This is a genomic window from Clostridium formicaceticum (genome assembly GCF_001854185.1).
Taxonomy (GTDB): domain Bacteria; phylum Bacillota; class Clostridia; order Peptostreptococcales; family Natronincolaceae; genus Andreesenella; species Andreesenella formicacetica.
In genome coordinates, this window is record NZ_CP017603.1 from 641,897 (window position 1) to 662,323 (window position 20,427).

Consider the following 20,427-nt stretch of genomic DNA (forward strand, 5'->3'; position numbering starts at 1 on the left):
TACAATATTAAATCATGCAAAAAAAGACTGAATAACAAATTCAGCCTTGTGGGCAATTATTTAAATAATAAAACTTTCCTTAATATTTATAATTCCTTTATTTGATTCTTTTAATTACCTCTATTACTATATCCCATATAAATCACCCAGCAACCATATCCAAAGGAAATAATCCAATTTATCACAGGTGTAAAAAGTATTAGAAACACTACGATTATAAATATTGCTCTATGTCGAATATCAGATAACTCAATTTCAATATTGATTTTCTTTTCTTCATCTCCCCCGAATACTTTTGGAAAATTATTTTCTGCTATTGTGGAAATTAAGATGATACTCAATTGAGTTGTCATTAATTATAACTGAATTCTCATACCCATTCCCCCTTATTGTTTGATTATTTAGCAGTTCAGTAATAGCATCTATTAAGTCCTCTTGATATTCCTGTCTTATTGCAGCTCTTCTAAAAATTCTCCATATCATCAATTCATGCCCTTCTTTTTCTATCTCTCTTATCGCCCACTTAATTTTTCTGATATGAAACTCTCTACTGGATTCTCTAACCGTTTCAATATATTCTTTTGTCCTTGGTAGCTTATCTAAGTGCTTCTCCATCAAAGCCTTTACTCCTAATTTCTTAGCAATGGAACCAATACATATTTTCTCTGGCTTATTATCAGTAGTGAGCATGTTTTCTACCAGCTCCTTAACCTTTATATTAATAGCATTGTCTCTGCTTACCCAATCAACTCTTACACTGGTATTAGCAGTGGATTGTTTTAAGGGAGAATTTTCATTAAGCCAATTTTTATCATATTTATATAACCACATATAAAGGGATTTATTAATATTTCTTAACTCTGTTTTACCTTTATCAGGATATAAATGCCGTAGTTTCAACCATTCTTCTCTATTCTTAATTCTATTTTCTTCAATTAAAGAATTTTCTTTACTCTCACTTGCTGTTTGAATTGTTTTATCACTTCTCCTTTCCCAACAGCTTTCTAATTGCATTTTGTCAACATACTTCTTCACAGTACCTGGGTCTACACCCAATTCATTTGCAGTCGCCCTTAGTGTTAATTTCGACTCTACCAAATCCTTCAATCTCTGCTCCCATATATGCCCAAATTCTTTGATTCTGGAGAACTGGTATTTATTATTATCATCCACATCTGGACCTCTGCGGGTATAGGTAAAACCACAATTACACCTAAAAACTCCAATTGGAATTTTAAATTCCGAATCATAGTTTATTTTTAAGTCGTTTACTACAGGATTTTTATAGTGTTCAGCAGCCTTATTTAAGCAAGGCCAAGGTCCAGTACCGAAGGGCTTATACTCTATTTTTTTATAGAATAAATCATCTAAACTAAGTCTAAGAAACCCTGCCAATAATAGGTGTCTCATCGGATGGCTTGTCTTATTTTTTCTTCTAATCATATCCAAAAGCCAGTTTATTTCACTTTTAGTATCCACAGGAGATTGAAGTAAATTTAATAAGTTACCCCCATAATAATCCATAAAGCTTTGTAAAAATTCTTTTCTATTGATGTTCCCATTAATATTTGCAAAGCCGTATTTCTTCAACTTGCTAATGTATTGTTCTCTAAACCATTCCAATGGCTTGTTGCCGTATTTTCTATTAAGTAGAGATTCTGCACCTTTAGCTAATACTATTAAATTAACCAACATATTTTTAGGGTACTGAACTCCTATATCATGACTTACACAGTTTATAATTGTAGGAATTACATACTCATGCTTATTACTTCCTCTAACCTCTACACTACTATCCAGTAAAGGAACTTCATGGGTTGGACAGACTAATACTCCTGGTATTTGGTGTACTCGATGCCAGTATAACTCTCCGTACCTTTCTAAATCCTCTTTGTTGCATTCAGGGCAAAATCTGAAGAATCGATTTAAAGTAATTGAGCTGGCCATTATTCCAATTCTCGTATAGATATCTCCTCCATTTTCTCCTTCCATAGACTGTATAATTTCTTCAGCTCTGTTTAGTGGAAGAAATGAACCATAGAATGGATATAAAGTATGCTTGAAGATTAATTCTGATGTTGTATATTGATGATTAATAGGCATATTTTCTATGAGCTTTTGAAAATGGGAGGGTATCTCCATTACTGCTGTTGTATGGTTTGAACTGAAAAGGTCCTCCATTGTAGACTTAATACTGATATTGCCACTTCTAATATGATACCTGGCAAAGGTACTATACATTATTTCATCTTCATAAGGTACTGGAAAAAAAGTTAACATATCTTCTTCCCCTCCATACAGCAATCTACATCCGAATGTTTTATATATCCCTTTTCTTTTAACATCGTGTAGGCTGAAACTTGCTTATGTTTATCTTCTTCCACTATTGCTCTAATATCATCTCTACCTCTTGCTTTAACATCTTTCTTCTTTCTTTGCTTTTTTTTCTGTCTCTTCTCGCTATCTGCAATTTTTTGAAGTGCTTTGATTACAAGTTCACCAGTCCCTATAGATTCTCCATCAATAGTAATTACCTCGGCAATTGCCGTTTCTGCGCTTTCTGTATCTATTTCCAACTCAATCAATTTCATTATTGCCTTTTCTCTTGATGTCTTATTTTCTTCTGCTTCTTTTTTCCGTTTCTTTAACAATTGTAATTCTTTCATGTTGATATCTAAATCATATCTTGGCCTCTGTAGACTAATAAACTCTTCAAAATTAATAGGGCATATATCCTCAAACTGTGCAATTCTTCTTATATCTCCAGACTTAAGAGCCTCAATCATTGGTTTTACCAATTTGAAATTTTCCTCTGCCACTTGTCTTATAAGGGCTTCATCCACTAATTCACTACCACTCAATATAGCTCTTATCTGTGCCATTGCATAGAGTTTAACTGCTATATCAATAATTCCTTGGGAATGTTCATACATCATATTGCTGATTCTCGATGTAAGAAAAACAGGAGTTTTTGTCCATTGGTAATCCCATAATGCACTAAGCAACAATTCCCAATTATCATCTTGCTTTAATCGCTCATAGGTTAAATCTCCTTGTCCAGAGCCTCTCCTTGCTTGTCTAAATTCACCTTGTAAGAGAGATAGTGCCTTCATTGTACCAATCAGAACTACAGGAACTCCGATTGTATTCACCAGGGTAACAAAGAAATTTAACATCCGCTCACTTCCACCACTTTTAGCTTGTTTTAAATGTTGTATTTCATCAATGATTAATAAGCCTAATCCAATGCTCCTTGCAATTTGAGACATGACTGAAAGCATTGTATCTACAGTATGCCGACCGTTAATATGTTTTTGATAATACTTGGTTCCCAATAGACTATCTACTTTATTAAAAAACTCCATACATAGACCCCTAATGCTGCCATCGTAGGGGCAGTCCAGTTTCAGCCAAACTAATTGATAAATACTAAAATTATTTTCTTTGTATTTAGAATGGACTATAATTTGAGGAATCATTGACAGAATACGATTTACTGCTGTTGTTTTTCCCATCCCACTTACCCCTACGATTGAAAATCCTGCTGCTGTTGTTCGAAATGAACTATTAACAGTCAAATCGAGACTTAGGTTTTGTATCATCCGATAGCCATCTTGAAGTCCAGATGCAAATTCAGGGCGAAACGGGTTTCTTGCAAGGTAACTCTGCCGTATAACCCTCGATAATCTACTTTCTATATCTAAATGGATTTCTAAAGGTTGAAAGCATTGAAATAATCTCTGAACAAGATGAACTCTATAATGACTCTCAAGTATTCGCTCTTTATCATCATACTTAGGATACACCGATAATTTATCAATAACTTCTATCTTCGAACTTATTTGGGGGAGAGCTTCTATCAAGGGATTCCCACTATATTCTTGTATCAACTGTTCTTTATATTCTGCTTTTATAGCCTCACCGCCATTTGGGATTATAATTTTTCTATTCATGAATTTTAGATAATGCCTCCTTTTGCTTTTTTCTAAGTAGCTCCAAATCATTTACTGCATTACTTTTCTTCTCTTTTATTTCTAAATCTATCACCTGTGAATTTATATTGACCTTTTCCTGCTTCAGCTCAAAGGTTTCACTTTCTCTGTTCAACATTCTTTCTATTTTTCTATTTTTTCTAATCCCTCCTAAACGCTTTCTATCGCTCTCCTCTGTTTTTTTATTCATTTTCAGTTGCTTATCAGATTCTTTAACGATATGTTCTATTTCTGTTATCAATTCTATTTTATTCTGCAAGTCTTTTTCGGAAGCAATTTTTGCATCTATTTTCTCCTTCTCAATTAGATACTCAATTTCTTCATAACTTTTATCTTGGTATCCACTTTGGTACTCCAACAAATAGCATTTATCAAAATCCATTTCATTAGGGTTTCTAATATAGATATAGTCCAAATTTCGCGGGTCATAGCAGACATTTACTCTCCAAGACCCTTTATTTCGTGCTTTCTCAAACCATCTCTCTTTTAACGTTATAGATGACCCATAATATAGATTTTTAAATTTAATACCTTTACCAGTCACTGTAGCAGTAGCAGTTGGCATTAAGTTTAGTTTTACAATTTCTTCTGATACCTGTCGCAACTTCCCTGAACGATTTTCTATCCCCCAGTTCCACAACTCCCTTGGTATGCATTTAACGTCATCATTTATCATCATTTCTTCTCGACAGTAATTCTTTAGATAATGGTGGTTGTTGTGGTAAAGGGCACATTTTATCATGATTTGAGTAAATTGAAATATATCCAATTTTGCATCTAATCTATAATCTTTGTCCCCTCTCTCCCTTACATTAGAGTCAATTGTACCTGGTAAAAAAGGTTTTACTCTTGTATTAGTAATTTTAAAATGCTGTTCAACTATACCTTTCCAATCTGCTCTGTAGGGTGGTGTATTCTGGATTTTTATATGTAGTCCATTGATTAGATTTTCAATATTTTTTCCTTCTAACTCTCCTCTGTCTGCAAGTATTGCTTCTGGAAGATGATGAACTGGCCACTGATTTTCTTCTATTTCTATATCAAACCTTTTGCAGAATTCTACTTTATTACTGGCTGTGTTTTCTAAAGCCATCATAGCTCCAATCCAACTGGGTCCTTCAAGTCCAATATACAGGCCAGCAATTGCCCTTGAAAACACATCTATAGCAACGTAAATTACTGGTCTACCAATTATCCAATTGCGATTAAATCTACTGACGAGATAAATATCTCCCACCGTCGCATCTATTTGATAAATACTTCCAGGGCCTAATGCTTCTACAGTAGAATTTCCAATGATTGCTCTATTCTGTTGCTCATATTTCTTTGCACTTTTCCTTAGTGTTATTTCTTTTTTTATATTTCTTTCCTTTTCAAACCAATACTTAAATTGTGCATAGGTTGGAACTTCATTATCTGGTTTAATAATTGGAATAAGAATTCCATTTTCTGTTTTATAGTCACTTACAAAGAATTCTTTTCTCATTAGTTCATATGCAAGCTTTAAGGAGTTTTGAGCCTTTGTGTTGTAGAATTTATTGATTGCAGCTCTAAATACTTGTTTAATTTCCTCATCAACATTTATCCCTTCCCCCAGTAATTCTTTATTCATCCTTTTTCGTCCCCGTTTCGCAGCGCCTGACGATTTTTCTTTACCAGGGCCTCCACAGCGATAGTAGTCTGGTAAAAGAGCATTAATCGTCTTACCTCTTATCCAATAATTTTTCAAATATTTATAGACAGTCTTTTCATGTACATTATGAAATTTAGCATATTTCATTATTAACTCTTTCCTCGCTTTTGGAACAAAAATCATAGGCTCCTGTGCAATCAATTCACAAATAATTTGCCATGCTTTGTCCCTTCGCTCTTTAGCCAGTTCCGATATATCTTCTTCATGAATGATTTTTGTAAAAGGGTCATCTTCATATAATAGAGCAGTATACTCTGATATGGCTCCTTCAATCTCCGAAACACATCTGCTAAAGGGACTGTTATTAAGAAAAATATCAATTACATAAGCTATATCCTGCTTTCTATCTATCCATAGAATTCTTTCAATTTTTTCTACTTCGTCGGTCTTTTTCCATCTAATTAATGTATTAACAGCAATCATATTACCCTCACTTCCTTAAATCCTATTTTATTGGTAATACTGATATCTTCAATTGACTCGCTAATATTTATCTTCTTAAGCATATCAATCTGAATTTTTTTTGATGCTATTAAATGTTTAAAAATGAACAGTCCTGTCCCTACATCGAGATTAAATTCTTTATCAAAATCTGCTGTAAAGACTCTAATGGACTTGGAATTTCCATGTATTCTTTCAATAAAACGAATACAATAATAGTTCATTTCATCTATAGTTAAGCCTCTTTCAGCGCTTGAAAGCAGTGAAGAGTGTATCCATGCAATATTCTTAGCTTTAATTACAGAAATATCTTTTTGTGTAACGATACCCCAGTCAATATTTTTACTCCTCCAATATCTTCTCTCTATTTCCAGTCTTTCTAAAACTAACTTTCTTTCTAATTCGTAGTCTGCTTTTATAGACCTGGCAGCATAAAAAGTATCTCCTTTTTCATCCTTCAAGGTTATAAGAAAAGAAGTTGATAGGACATAGAGGACTCCAGATTCTTTATCTTTAAATAAATCTATATATAAATCTTCCTTTTCTTTAACAATTTCCTGAAAGTCCAGTAAGGGATAATGTTCTCTAATATCAACTACGGAATCATTCCATTCTAATAGATAAAAATATCTGGTTTCAGTATCAGTAAGGAAATGATGTATCCTATCTGTTTTCCAGCCAACTAAACGGGAAGCCCTACCCTTCGAAGGGAAATCCTGAATGGTAAGCCACGGAATATAATTTTTTCCTGTTCCTTGTCCCCTTCCTTCTCTAATCATTCTATTTAATTTATCCATTGAAAAATTTGAATTTCTTTTTGCCATTCATCCACCTCCTATAAAAAAGTAAATTTATTTCTTGAAAAGAACCTATTAACTCGGTAAGTGCCAAAAAATTGACGTATAGAAATCCAATTGAATAGCTGATACAATAAATCCAGTAGAAGTTAGGTATGTTACTAACTCTACTGGATTTTATATTTTTACTTAGCTTGAACTTTTAAATCTTCAGGTAGATCCTTTGAAAAAGGTAGTAGTTTTAATAAGCTTTCCTTGTCTTGAGGGTCTACATTTGAGAAGTGGTTCATTAAGTAAAGTAAATATTTTTCAACAACTAAATTATTATTCCTAGCCGTTTCAATGATGCTATAGATTAATGCACTGGACTCTGCACCTTTGGTAGAAGCCGAGAAAAGCCAATTGCTACGACCCACCACAAATGGTCTTATAGATCGCTCTGCAGCATTATTATCTATTTCTAAAGATCCGTCTTCTAGGAATACTTTGAAGCTTGGAAGTAGTGGTTTGGTATATGCCAAAGCTTTACCAAGGGCACTTTTGGGAACAGCATCTTTTATTTCTCTATCTACATAAGCTATAAACGCTTCTATTATTGGCTTAGATGCCTTAAGTCGTTTTTTATAACGTCTCTCATAGAAATCTTCTTTTCCACTATGCTGTTCTTTTAGGTCTTTTTCAATCTTATAAAGCTGAGCACAATAATTAAACCCTATTAATGCTCTTGAAGACTTTAGGGCTTCTTCATCTAGGTTTACTATTATTTCGTGGAACTTTCTTCTTATATGGGCTAGGCAATAAAGTCTTTTGACATTTTCAACTTTATTATACCCAGCATAACCATCGGTTTGCATATATCCGGAGAATCCACTTAAGAAATTCCTAGGACAAGAACCAGACCTTGTCTTTTGGTAATCGTAAATGACAATAGGCTGGTCTTTATCTGGGGATTTATAGAGCCACATATACTTTTGTTTATTGGACTCCTTGCCCCTATCATCTAAAACTTTAACAACTGTTTCATCAGCCTGGATATAGTTTCTCTTAAGGAGCTCTTCCTTCATAAGCTGATAAATTGGATCTAGTTCATGGGCTGCACCAATAACCCAGTTGGCAAGGGTTTGTCTAGAAAGATTTGCCCCCATCATCTTGAAGTAGGATTCTTGTCTATTTAAAGGCAGTGCATGCTGGTATTTTAAATTTATGACATGACTAAGAAGCTCGTTAGATGCCATACTCTTATGTAGCAAGGTCTTTGGAGCCTTTGTTGTAATTATATTTGCTTTATCATTATTTTCTTCACATGATCTGCAGGCATAGCTGTAGGTTAGATGTTCTTCTACATACAGCTTTGCAGGTATATACTTTAACACTTCCTTTGACTTCTTACCTATAACCACTAAATCACTGGAACAATCTCTGCAGGACTGTTGATCTTCATCAAGCTTATGCTCAATTACTATTTTTTCTAGGTTTGCTAAGTTATCTTTTTTTCCAGTATTGCTGGTTGGCTTCGTTCTCTTGTAAGTAATTTCCTCAATAGTAGGCTCAGCTGCTTTTAAGTTACTATCTTTTTCAGCTTCATCAAAAAAGGATACCTGTATAGTATTAGCCTGTTCACTGGAAGAGCCAAATATTTTTCTGTTTTTATTAAGTACTTGATTTTTAAGATAAGCTAACTCATTTTTCAAGTTTTCTATTTCCTTATCCTTTGCTTCAAGCTCTTCTTCCATTTTTAAAATTAGTTCTTTCGTCTTTTCATCCAGTTGGTTTTGTAAATTTATCTTCGTCATTTTTATCCCCGTTTTCATTTTATTTACAAAACAATTATACCATAAAACCCTTGTAATTTTAATATATACAAAGGTTTTATGGTATTTTTTTCAGAAGTGATTTCTTTCTTTAACGGGCTTGAATTTTGATATGGTTCTTACTTCATACCCCTTAAGCAGCCACCTTAGTTCTTCAATGGAAACCTTTAAAGCTTCTTCCTTTGACATAGGCCATCTGAATTTATTTCTTTCTAGCCGATGATAGTATAGCCAAAAGCCATCATCAAAGTGAAGTATCTTTAGTTTATTCATCTGCCTATTGCAAAAGACAAATAGTGCCTTTTCAAAAGGGTCCAGCTTAAACTCGGTCTGTACAATCATACTTAGTCCATCTATATTTTTCCTAAGATCCGTTACCCCACAAGCCAAATATACTTTATCCACTTTATCTATATTTAGCATAATGCTATGATTTCCTTAAAAACATTAGATAGAGATACCTTATCATTGCTTGGTATATATATCTTAGCTTTGCCTATTTCAATTTTTATAGTTGATGCTGAGACAGGATTAGGTGGAATAATATTTTGATTTACAGCCTCATCAGCTTCCTTATCTTTAAAGCTAACAGCATGAAATACAGGAGTGTTATTGTTTTGTAATTTTTTTCTCCTGTAGTAAAGCTGATGGGCACTTATACTATTCTCTTCACAAAAGGCCTTGATGCTTCCTTCATGAGAAGAGAATTTATCTAAAATATCTTCCCAGTCAATGTTCAGTGCTTCATTTGTCATAACAGATACCTCCCTATTGCTTGTTATCTGTTATTCTAGCAAAGCTTCCTGGTACAATCTAGGTAGAAATTCTTTGGCGCTTACAAATCAACTATTTCTTCATACGTCTTATTTTCAAATACATCGTTTGTGTTCTTTACCTTACACGGGATAAATTTATTCTCTGAAACAATGTAGATGATTGATAAATCTCTCTTATCATACACTATAGTAATGTAGGAAACTCCATTTATCCTTGCGTTCGTATACCATCCTTCTCCTTCCGCTATAGATGTTGAATATAATACGTTCTTAAACTTTATTCCTCTTTCTGTAATTGTTGCTCTACCTGATTTCATTAATTTTAGTCTTAGTAAATCTAATGGTACACTTCTTAGAGAACCAGTTTTATTTTTAAGTCCCCATGACCACAATTCAACAGGTATAGCACTAATCCTATCATTTATCATCTCTTGTTCAAGTACATAATCCTTTATTAAGCATTTATTTCTATGCAAAATAGAATGTATTATAATTTTTGAAAATTGGTAAATATCTAACTTCGCATCTAATCTATAATCACGCTCGCCTCTTTCTCTAAACTCCTTTTTTACTGCTCCAGGAGACCAATCTCTGATATTGCTGTTCAATATTCTAAAGTTTTGTTCTACTATTCCTTTAGCATCACCGCGGTAACTTGGTGTATTTTCTAAGCTTATACCTAAATCAACAACCAACTTTTCACCTAATGGTCCCACCAGCTCCCCTCTATCTGCAATTATGACCTCGGGCAAACCTCTTGCAGGCCAATCATCATCCGTAATTTGTATACCATACTTATTACAAAAATCAACCTTATTTTCATAACAATTATAAATTAAACTTGAAGCCCCCTCCCAAGATGGACCTTCAAGAGCTATATGGACTCCAGTAATTAATCTACTAAATACGTCAACTGCTAAGTATACAACGGGGCGCCCTATTACAGAAGTTCTATCAATTCTGCTTACTAAGAATACATCCGCAATTGTGGAATCAACCTGATATCTAAATCCTGGGGAAAATGCTTCTATTTTTGTATTTGAGTTTAATCCTTTATAATCGGAAGCAAATTTCTTCTCTCCTTTTCTGCTTTTTATTGTCGTCTCACTACTATAATTTTTCTTAAACCAATACCAAAACTGCTTATAAGTGGGAATAACTTGGTAATGATTGACTACTTTGCTTCCACCTATATATTCAGTAAAAAAGTCTTTAATCATCAATTCATATGTTTTTCGCAAACTAATCTCTTTTGTATTATGATAGTACCTTGAAATTGAGATAGTAAATACTTTTTTTATTTCTTCGTCTATAATAACACCATTGTTCTGTCCAGTAATTTGGGCTTCGTAAGTTTTTCTACCTGTCTTGATTGAAAAAGTTTTTTCCTTATCTTTACCTCCACAGTTATCATAACGAGGAAGTAGTGCATCTTTAATTTGGCCTCCTTTCCAATAGTTTTTTAAATACTTATATAGAGTTGCATTAGATATATTTAATTTTCTCTGGGTCTCTTTTATGACCTTAAATCTCTTTTTTTCGTCAAAGATATCTGGTTCACCTATTACATTTATAATTTCTTTAACCGCATTAAAAGCTTTATCCCTAATTTGTTTATTTCTTTCGTTTATAATGTCCTCAGGTTTCAGTCGAGTTATGAAGTCATCTTCTATTATCTTTGCTAATCCATTTTTAATTAATTCCTCTAAATCAAACAATTGCCTTGTATTAATATTTAATGATTCTGATAGCATATCAATTGTAAAGCAAAAATTATTTTCAGGACTTATCCAAAGAATTCTCTCGCAACGCTTATTATTGTCTACATATAACTCGAATAAATCATTTACTAAAAACATCATCAATCATAGCTCCTTTATACATTAGTTTTAGTTTCTATAATATCATTATCGAATACTTTCATATTTGAATAATTAAACAATTTATTCATATCGACTTGGACTTTTTTGTGTAGAATTAGGTATTTAAGAAATGATAATCCTTCCCCATCTTTTAAGCTATTCATTCTCTCAAATTGAAGTGTACTTTCTATTACAATATTGTTATTATCATTTAAAATCATCTTAAAATCATTTATATATTTTAACAGTTGATAATCGCTTATCAAATTTCGTTGATTCCAATCATAATAATTGTATATGGAATATAAATTTTGGGCTTTTATTTTATCTATATGAATATCTAATACAATTCCCCAATCTATTTTCTTATGCTGAAAATATTGCTTTTCTATTAACAGTTTTTCTCGTGTTCTTTGCTTATCGAAATCTTTTTTCGCTTTTACAGTCCTTACAATATTTTTAAAATTATTATTATCCTGTATGGTAATGAGAAAATCTGTTGTCATTACATATTCTTTACCTATTTTATTTTTTTCTGCTGGATGTCTTATACCCATTTCATTTGCAAGTAGAATCGTTTGCTCTATAGGTAATAAAGGAAACTGTTCTCTAATATCAATTACTTTATCTTCCCACTGTATTATTAGAAAATAATACAGTTCTAAATCACTCATTAATTGATGTATCCTACCCGTTTTCCAACCTTTAATTCTATGTACCCTTGAATGAGCGCCAAATTCGTGTACCTTTAACCAAGGTTTATATTGGTTGTAAGCTCCAACGCCTCGTCCTTCTATTAATTTATATTTATCTGATTTTTGCCTTGCCATAAATCCTCCTGTGTTATTCTAATTTCTTGTGTAACACATAAAAAGACACTGTTGATTTTTCAACAGTGTCCTTGATTATACTCACTATTTTATTATTATTTAGAGAATTGTTAATAATTGGATGCCGCTTATTGTTACACCATTTCCTTCTCATTAAATCACATCCTTATAATTCTGTATCGTAGATTATTATAATATATTTATAGCCCTCTTGCAATCACGTCTCATATTTAATATTCCAAGAAATCATTATAGCTACCAAATAGCATTCTAATAAATAATAAATGTTTTATGGGATTTGTAACATTTCTGGACTTTATCATCATTCTGTGCAACCAATTATCTTTATTTTTTTCATCAATATAAGCATTCTGGATAACTAAAAATTCGCTCGAATAACAATCATACATCATTTCGGTAAGTTTAGTTTGCTTTAAATATCCTTTTGGAGTAATTAATTTCTTATCAAATAAAACATCTTTATATTTATCTTTTGTTAATTGCAGATTAATCTCAATGTCTTTTGTTTTGAATATATCAGCTATACTAATGGCTAAATCTAAATGTTCATAGAAAGTATCACCAATAAAAACTTGTCTGAAATAATCTTCAATCAAGTTTTTCCTTATAATTTCATTAATTTTAATAATAGTATCATTTTTATAATCCCTTATTTTATGTTCATACAATACTTCATTATGCTTCCAACAGACATTATTGCCTTTAATTTGATGTTCTATACGTAAATATGTTTCTCCAAATTTTTGATAATCCATTTTAATACATTCTAAGCAAATTTTTATACTATCTACTTTTATAAAAGAATCTTTCATTGTCAATCCTAATTTAGCATTTATAGCCTTTTCCTCATATTCTTCCAATAGTACTTGAATACTTTCAAAGGAGTCTTTACATATAAAGGGTTTAAACAACGGAAGGATTGTGTTATCCATCATATATTTATTAAAGTCTTGATTATTAAATAGTTCAGCTTTGCCCATAAATCGCTTGAGATATTTGGGAAACATCGTATATATGCAGGGTGTACTTGTTCCAAATAAAGTAATTAAAGCTTCTTTAACGCCTATTAAACCTGATAGTTCAAAATACCTTGTAAAAATGCTATAAATAATTTCATCATCATAAACTGGCGGATAGAAAACCATCAAATTATTTCCCCCCCCTACGCTGTGTTTTGATTTTTTTTAAATGATTATACCACACATTATTCAAGTATTTGAAATTATATTAAGTTTATTGAGTTAGTACTACATTTGAGTAAATCCTTAGACATAGTAATATATAAAGTTTTAGAATGTTTCGTAAAATTTCTAATAATTAAATGATATAATTATACTTAATTAGAATAAAAAGGGGTTAACAATGTGAGTATCATGCATTTATTAAAAGCAAAATTTACTAAGCAAATAGAAAATACTTACACTATAGGTACTAATATACTCAATTGTCCTTATTGTAGCTATAAGTTGATAAAAATACCAACGAAAAACGAAATATAACTATAATAATATAATGTATGTAAGAGCATCATTAAAAACGAAAGAAAAAGTGCTCGTTACAGAGACCGAGCTACGGAGATAGATAAAGCAAAAAATGAGCAGGCTTATCAAAACTGGATAAATAAAACGCTATCATATAATGGACTAACAGAAAAAGACTTTATAAAAGAAAAATCAGCTTTAAAATTAAGGCTGAATAAAATGCCATCCAACGTGGATGTTCTCTGTTCTCTTTTAAACAAACAGTCTATTAATTATGCTAAAGAAATGAACTTTGGGTCATATAGAAATGTAAAACTGTCGATGGCTGAAGTTCTGGATAAAGAAAATAGACAAAATGATAGGTTGTCTACATAATTAGCTATTGGCTTCATCGATTTAAATGGACCTAAAAATGTAGGTTCAATTACAGATGAAGTATTATTGATGAGATATCCTCCTTTTAATCAGGAAAGAGGGGATACGACCCCAGATATTGTTTCAATGATAATTGATATTATTTGAAAAGAAAATATAGCTTTGAATAAAGTAGAGGAATTATTCCTTCGAATAGGTCATTCTGAAAAACTATCTATTATGCCTCTCTCACCAGCAGAAGCATGGGCCATATTTAAAAAGCAACTTCAATCTAATATTACTTAATGTCTATTTTTATGTACCACTATCTAAAAAGGCTAATAAGTTTCTCTTATAGCCTTTTTAGATTACATAAATATTAGGTCCAAATATATGTTTTTTTTACTTCCTTTTTCTAACCAATTCTGCTATTTTACCTAAGTTATCTTTAGTAGCCATAATAAATAAACAATTTCCATCACTTCGTTCGGACCAAAATTTACCTAAAACATTCTTCTCATCCGAATCTAAAGTTTGGCTCCAGGGCTCTCCTTTATATTCAACAACTAAAATTCTCCCATCTTCTAAAAGTGCCACAAAATCAGGATAGAATTTATCTGTAGATGTTTGAAGCCAGAATGAGTATAATGGTTGCCTTTCAAGATTTCTAAACCAGTATTTTACTTCAGGTAAACTATCTAAATAGACAGCACAATCAAACTCCTCACCTGACTCCTTCAACTCTCCAACTTCAGAAAAATAATGTTTATTGAATTTATATCTTCCAGTGTATGCCCAATTGGCAGGATAAATTTCTGGATTGAAAGTAAAAGTCTTGCTTTCATCTACAGTTATACTTTCACTCAATAAGGCTGTTTGATAATTTTCCTTACGTGCTTTTTTTCTATAGTTGTTTATTAATACCTTGATTTTATCTCTTAAATTAAATTTATAGTATACAATTTTCTTTAATTCCATCTTCTGATTTTCAACTAAGTCTTTAATTATCTTATGAACAAAAACAACAAACTTTGCTTGAGATATGTCCTGATGCTCGACATTTCTATCTAACCAAAAGATTAATTCTTCCTCTGCCCACTCTTTATCTGTAACTAAATACGATAATTGCTCATGTAATTCTTCAATAAAACGGTACTCAATATTTCCCTTTGTATCCACTTCTATTTTTCCTAATCTGCTTTTATCTTCTATTTGTGTAAGTGAAGTACCATCCAGCTTTGCATCATATTTTAGTATATCCCATTGAGCATTTAAGAAATGAATATCTTCAAATATCTGTAGTTGCCCTTCTACCTTAAAGGATAGTGAAGGAACTAAAATATTTTCGGTTGGTTTCATCCATGCATTCTCTTGGTTTTTAGTAGTTATACCAATTTTCTTTTTTATATCAGCAAATATTGTTTCAACTACTGTTTTGTCCTTATCATTGATAAAACATTTTTGTATCTGCTCTTTTTCTTCTTCATTAATAAAACCTTTTACCTCTATTTCTTGTGTTTCAGGCTTATAAGCCACTTTTTCTACTAAATTCCCAAATAGTTTATTTAAATCTGGAACACTATTTACTTTTTTTGTATGTACCACCGCAAGGTTTAGTAAATTGGGTTCCTCTCCCATCGATTTAATGATTGATTTCGCCTCAAATTCAGTAAACCCATTTTCAATTAACCCACTTCCAAGCGTAGCAAGGGTTTGGTGAAATTGATTAGATACCACATAGGCATATGCATTATTTAATTCATCGTTTACTTTTTTGATAGCATTAGGAAGTCTTAGTATTCTCCCTATTAATTGTTCGGCAGCAGTAGCAGAACCTATATCAGGAATGGAGCATAGTACATATGCAAATGAGCAATCCCAACCTTCTCTAAGTGCTTGTACTGTTATAATGTATCTAACATCACAAGTATCGTTAAATAAGTCAATATCCTCAAGCTCCTTAATATCTCCTGTTTGGATTTTGACTTGGTCTTCAGGAATTTTAAAATCATTAATTAGAGACTGTCTAACTACCTCAACAGTTAAATTTTCTCGTTGTTGACTTCTTGGTTGTGCTTGTATTAGTAAGATAGGTCGAATATATTCCTTGGATTGCTTTTGTTCGTTTAATGCAATTTTCTCAAGGTCATTTCTTTTTGCAATTGCTTTATTTAAAATATCTTGCCAATTATTATTGGTTTCTAAATAAATAGGCATTTTAATCATCCACTCAGCTTTTAATTCTGCAGCAGAAACAGAATGCAAAACATTACTTGCATAAAGCCCTTTATCTGGCTCATGTATTTGTTGTGGTGTAGCAGTAAATTCTACAATTGCAGATGGACTAAATCTTGCAAGTGAATCAAAAGAGAGTTCTGTTCTGGCATTATGCGCTTCGTCCATTATAATAATAGGTCGCCTTAAACGAAGTACATTTGCTAAGGAGTAAAGGATTTCTCCATTTTCTCCTTTTTCAAGATTGTTTTTTTGCATCTCACTCATTCCAATGAAGTGGTTAAGTAAATGTCCATTTGATTCATATATCTTTCTACCATTTATATCTTCTATTCTTAGAGCTGCAAGTGTAGTAACTATAATACAAGTAGACTGTTCATAATCTGCCGCACCTGTAAAATTAGCCTCTTGTAAATCGAGCACATGTATGTCTCCATCATTCTTAGATTCAAGCGCTAATCTATATGGATGGTTTCTATCCTTTAAAGCTTTTAGTGTTTGTTCTTTTATTTGATTGGTTGGAACAATCCATAAAACAGTACAGTTATCTATACGAAGATATTCTTTTCTTACAATAGATACAGAGTGAGAAGCAATTAAAGTTTTTCCTCCGCCTGTAGGTACTCTCAAACAAACATAAGGTAGTCCCGGCAATTGCCTAATTCCAAGGTAGCTTCTTCCTGTATACTCTAAGAATGCAGTTTCTGCTGCTCCTTTTGTTATGCAAAGTTTGCAAAAATTTTCCAAATGCTCGAGTACTCTTTCTTGATATGTCTTTAATGGTAACATACTTATTTCACCTCCACTTGGTATGGAATTTGTTTAAACATAATGTCATGGGCTTTTAAATGCGTACTACTAATTACATTTCTGTCAGCATAAACAATTTTCGTTCCATTATATTTTTTTATTTCAGCCAGAATATCATTATCTAATACTGTTTCTTGGTCATTTTCAAATAGCAAGAAATAAAAAGTATTTCTAAACTCTGCAATCAATGGTTTTTCTAACAAATCATCTTCCGATACAGAATGTCCTGTTTCGGTAAAATAAATGTGCCTCGCTAAATGCTCATAAGATACACTTTTATTAATTTGACCATATCTATCAGTAAGTGGAACAGATAATTCATAGAAGCGGAATCCGCCACCACCATTCCAATTAAATTGAGAATCAGTTCCTTTGACAACTGATAATAACCTCTTTTGTACATGGGTATAGCAGTGGTCTCCCATCTCTATTGCAATCCACTTACGCTTCATTTTATGAGCTACAGCAGCTGTAGTACCGCTGCCTGAAAATGAATCAATCACAACATCATCTTCTCTTGTAAAATACTCCATCAGCGTTGCAAGTAACTTCTCTGGTTTCTTACCACTTTTAAACTCTACTCCACCTTCATGCCTACAATTACCAAAATCAGCAGCCATATCATAAAAATTAGGTATAGATTTTATACTCTCCGCATCATCACTCATTTTATCTAATGGTACACCTTGATAATATTTTCCCTTAGTAGCATTACTACGCTTTGGTCCTGTGAAATAACGATAATCGTACATGTCCTCACCAATACCATAGACTTTATATAAGACTCCAAGTCCATCTCCTTCTTTACGACCAGTTAGATAGTCTCTAAAAAATCTTCCAGAAGAATTCCCATCAAGAATTGTTCCACTTGCCCATATTTCTTTAAGTCCTTCCTTAAATCCTTCTTCCTTGTTTATTATTTCATATTCACCAGGATTAAAAATTACAACTCTCTTCCCACCAAGTTCTATTTCTCTACCTTCAGCTTTTTCTTTGATAGTATAAGTAAATTTATCATATGAGTATTCTTCAGATTTCATATAAGGTTTAGCTTTAGGAGTTCTTCTATAAACAAGTATCTGTTCAATTTGCTTATGGAAATTCATATCTTGCTTTAATGTTTTATCAGCATATCTAACTTGTACATAGATAGTTGCAAGATAATTGGAACTATGGAAAATTTCATCCATCATTACTCGTAAATGAGCACCTTCAGAGTCATCAATTTGAACACAAATAAATCCATCATCACGTAAAAACTTCTTTAGTAATTGAAGTCTGGGATACATCATACAAAGCCACTTATCATGCCTGGAAAGGTCATCCAATTCTTTGCCGACCACTTGTCCTAACCATTTTCTTATTTGAGGGTCATTGACATTGTCATTGTAAATCCATTCTTCATTACCAGTATTATAAGGTACATCTATGTAGCAAAACTTTGCACTCTTCGAATAGTATGGCAAAAGTGACTTCAGTGCCACTAAATTATCTCCATGCACAATAATATTTCCTTCTGCCTCTTCAATATTATATGATAGTTCTTTTTTGGTGTCTAATAAGTGGTAAGGCATTTCTTTATAGTGATTAATAACTGCTTGTCTCCCAATCCAATTAAGTGAGGGCATTCAATTTTCCCCTTTCCTTTTTATGTATGAAGCTCAAACTAAAATAAAGGCTTTTTATATTTGATTTAATCGTTCTCTATACTAAAATTTAGTATATCTTATATCATGCTAAAACTCAAACTCAATAATAAGCAACTTCAATTAATATTTATCGGTTTTTACTATATAACTATTTTTGATAACCTAATCTCCCATTTATTATGTAAGTAATATAATCCAGAGAAAATTTAAGTGGTAGGTTAACTAACCTACCACTTAAATTTAATTTGCTTCTATTGGAACAATGATGCTATCCTTAGCCACACACTCACCATCTTTAACTATATAGCAATATACTATATGATTTCCTGAAAATTTTGTGTTTTCTATACGGACATCATCGCCACTATTACCTTTAATAATTTGTCCTCTAATCTCATTTCTTCTTTCTGCATCTTTTCCTCTATTTAAAACTTTCCAAAATATTTTATATGGATAAGGTACTGTGTTTTCAATAATTTTGAAATGCAACTTTTTATGGGGATTTAAAAACTTATTGAATCTCAAGAAATTTTGCAGAGAATCAATTCTATATCCTTTTTGTTCCACTTTACATTCAATTTTGAGAGAATATTGAGTAGAAGATATAGGATATAAATCTTCTATAAACTCTTCTGTCTCATCAAAATCATATATATCATCTTCAATTCCTGCAAATTTAGAAAATGTTTCACTTAAAGATTTCTGTACGGAGTTCTCTGCTAATTCAGTCCAATAATTATGGTTAAAAAAATCTGCCCAAGCTGTGAATGCCTGTTCTTTTGTACAACTTTCGTCGAATAGTACTGACAGTTTCTTTATTCCTTTATCTAAATAATTCTTCATTTTAGTCATTTTATCCTTATGACTTTCAGTTGTTAATAAAGTTATCTTGTTTCCGTTATCGTCAGTGTCTACAGGATTATATGCTTCAGTGTCAATATCTAATCTATTAATAATTTCTATTATAGTATCATATAACATTTTATCTAATCTATCTGAAATTTGTATACATTCGTCTGCCAATACACTCTGAATAAGACCTCCAGGTACACTCCATGAACTATCTTGCTTTAAATATGCTTTTAGTAACCTAACAATCCTCTTTAGATTAAAACTATGGACTCTATCTCTTTCTTTAAACCACTTTGTTATCGACCTTGGATTCCTGTAGTTCCAGTCTGCGCCACAATGCTGATAAATATATTCGCCTTGCTCATTCTTTTCTCTTCTATATATAGCAAAGTCTATATGATAGCCGTTAGCATACTGAATCCGAATACAGTTTGTACGTTTTTCAGGTGGTGTTTTAAAAAAAGAAGATTTTTTTAAAAGAGCATCATGGACTATGTTTTTAACAGTTGTAGTATTATTCTCTGAAGATTTAGGTGCTGGAAGATTTGACTTATTGAATACTATTCCAACATCTATATCGTAATTATTTTCTTCTGCTTGTACCACAGTTTGCATAGCAACACTGCCTTGTACCATTGAATCTACAATTTTATAATTTGTATCATTTTCTTCATTGTATTCTTTTAAACCACCTTTTAACCTATCTAAATTTAGGTCCTTTTTTTCTATTAAAGATTTCTGTTCTGATTGAGCTAATACTACTTTTGTTCTATAAAACTTTCGCATTTCCTTGTCAATATTATACATACTCACAGTTCCCCCC

Annotated in this window: 14 protein-coding genes; all 14 read right to left on the reverse strand. The window is 32.0% G+C overall.

The window, feature by feature from the left end:
• Positions 1-110 precede the first annotated feature (110 nt).
• Positions 111-341: a hypothetical protein gene (locus BJL90_RS02870; RefSeq protein WP_169824188.1), complete on the reverse strand. Its 231-nt coding sequence runs from the start codon at positions 339-341 to the stop codon at positions 111-113.
• Complete coding sequence (locus BJL90_RS02875; RefSeq protein WP_070964114.1) at positions 304-2,280, reverse strand: TnsD family Tn7-like transposition protein; 1,977 nt, start codon at positions 2,278-2,280, stop codon at positions 304-306. Before BJL90_RS02875 ends, BJL90_RS02870 begins: the two co-directional genes overlap by 38 nt.
• Positions 2,274-3,953 carry an ATP-binding protein gene (locus BJL90_RS02880; protein ID WP_070964116.1) on the reverse strand — a complete coding sequence of 560 codons (1,680 nt, stop codon included), beginning with the start codon at positions 3,951-3,953 and terminating at the stop codon, positions 2,274-2,276. Before BJL90_RS02880 ends, BJL90_RS02875 begins: the two co-directional genes overlap by 7 nt.
• Positions 3,946-6,108: a Mu transposase C-terminal domain-containing protein gene (locus BJL90_RS02885; RefSeq protein ID WP_070964118.1), complete on the reverse strand. Its 2,163-nt coding sequence runs from the start codon at positions 6,106-6,108 to the stop codon at positions 3,946-3,948. The genes BJL90_RS02880 and BJL90_RS02885 overlap by 8 nt, the downstream gene beginning before the upstream one ends.
• Positions 6,105-6,950 (reverse strand): heteromeric transposase endonuclease subunit TnsA, encoded by an 846-nt coding sequence (locus BJL90_RS02890; protein ID WP_070964120.1) that lies wholly within the window; start codon positions 6,948-6,950, stop codon positions 6,105-6,107. The genes BJL90_RS02885 and BJL90_RS02890 overlap by 4 nt, the downstream gene beginning before the upstream one ends.
• Before the next feature lie 158 nt (positions 6,951-7,108).
• Entirely contained in the window at positions 7,109-8,734 is a 1,626-nt protein-coding gene (gene tnpC, locus BJL90_RS02895; protein ID WP_081562101.1) for an IS66 family transposase, read from the reverse strand.
• Between the two features lie 72 nt (positions 8,735-8,806).
• On the reverse strand, positions 8,807-9,157 hold the full coding sequence (tnpB, locus tag BJL90_RS02900; protein WP_070963578.1) for an IS66 family insertion sequence element accessory protein TnpB: 351 nt from the start codon (positions 9,155-9,157) through the stop codon (positions 8,807-8,809).
• Entirely contained in the window at positions 9,151-9,489 is a 339-nt protein-coding gene (tnpA, locus tag BJL90_RS02905) for an IS66 family insertion sequence element accessory protein TnpA (RefSeq protein WP_081561990.1), read from the reverse strand. Before tnpA ends, tnpB begins: the two co-directional genes overlap by 7 nt.
• Positions 9,490-9,569: 80 nt before the next feature.
• Positions 9,570-11,372: a Mu transposase C-terminal domain-containing protein gene (locus BJL90_RS02910; protein ID WP_070964122.1), complete on the reverse strand. Its 1,803-nt coding sequence runs from the start codon at positions 11,370-11,372 to the stop codon at positions 9,570-9,572.
• A gap of 14 nt (positions 11,373-11,386) precedes the next feature.
• The gene (locus tag BJL90_RS02915; protein ID WP_070964123.1) at positions 11,387-12,202 is read right to left on the reverse strand and encodes a heteromeric transposase endonuclease subunit TnsA; all 816 of its coding nucleotides are present in this window, start codon (positions 12,200-12,202) and stop codon (positions 11,387-11,389) included.
• A 230-nt stretch (positions 12,203-12,432) separates the two neighbouring features.
• Positions 12,433-13,368 carry a TnsD family Tn7-like transposition protein gene (locus BJL90_RS02920; protein ID WP_070964125.1) on the reverse strand — a complete coding sequence of 312 codons (936 nt, stop codon included), beginning with the start codon at positions 13,366-13,368 and terminating at the stop codon, positions 12,433-12,435.
• Positions 13,369-14,460: 1,092 nt separating this feature from the next.
• The gene (locus tag BJL90_RS02925; RefSeq protein ID WP_070964127.1) at positions 14,461-17,082 is read right to left on the reverse strand and encodes a DEAD/DEAH box helicase; all 2,622 of its coding nucleotides are present in this window, start codon (positions 17,080-17,082) and stop codon (positions 14,461-14,463) included.
• Positions 17,083-17,084: 2 nt separating this feature from the next.
• A complete protein-coding gene (locus BJL90_RS02930; protein ID WP_070964129.1) occupies positions 17,085-18,731 on the reverse strand; it encodes a site-specific DNA-methyltransferase in 1,647 nt (548 codons plus the stop codon).
• Between the two features lie 261 nt (positions 18,732-18,992).
• Entirely contained in the window at positions 18,993-20,411 is a 1,419-nt protein-coding gene (locus BJL90_RS02935; protein ID WP_070972928.1) for a nucleotide-binding domain-containing protein, read from the reverse strand.
• Positions 20,412-20,427 lie beyond the last annotated feature (16 nt).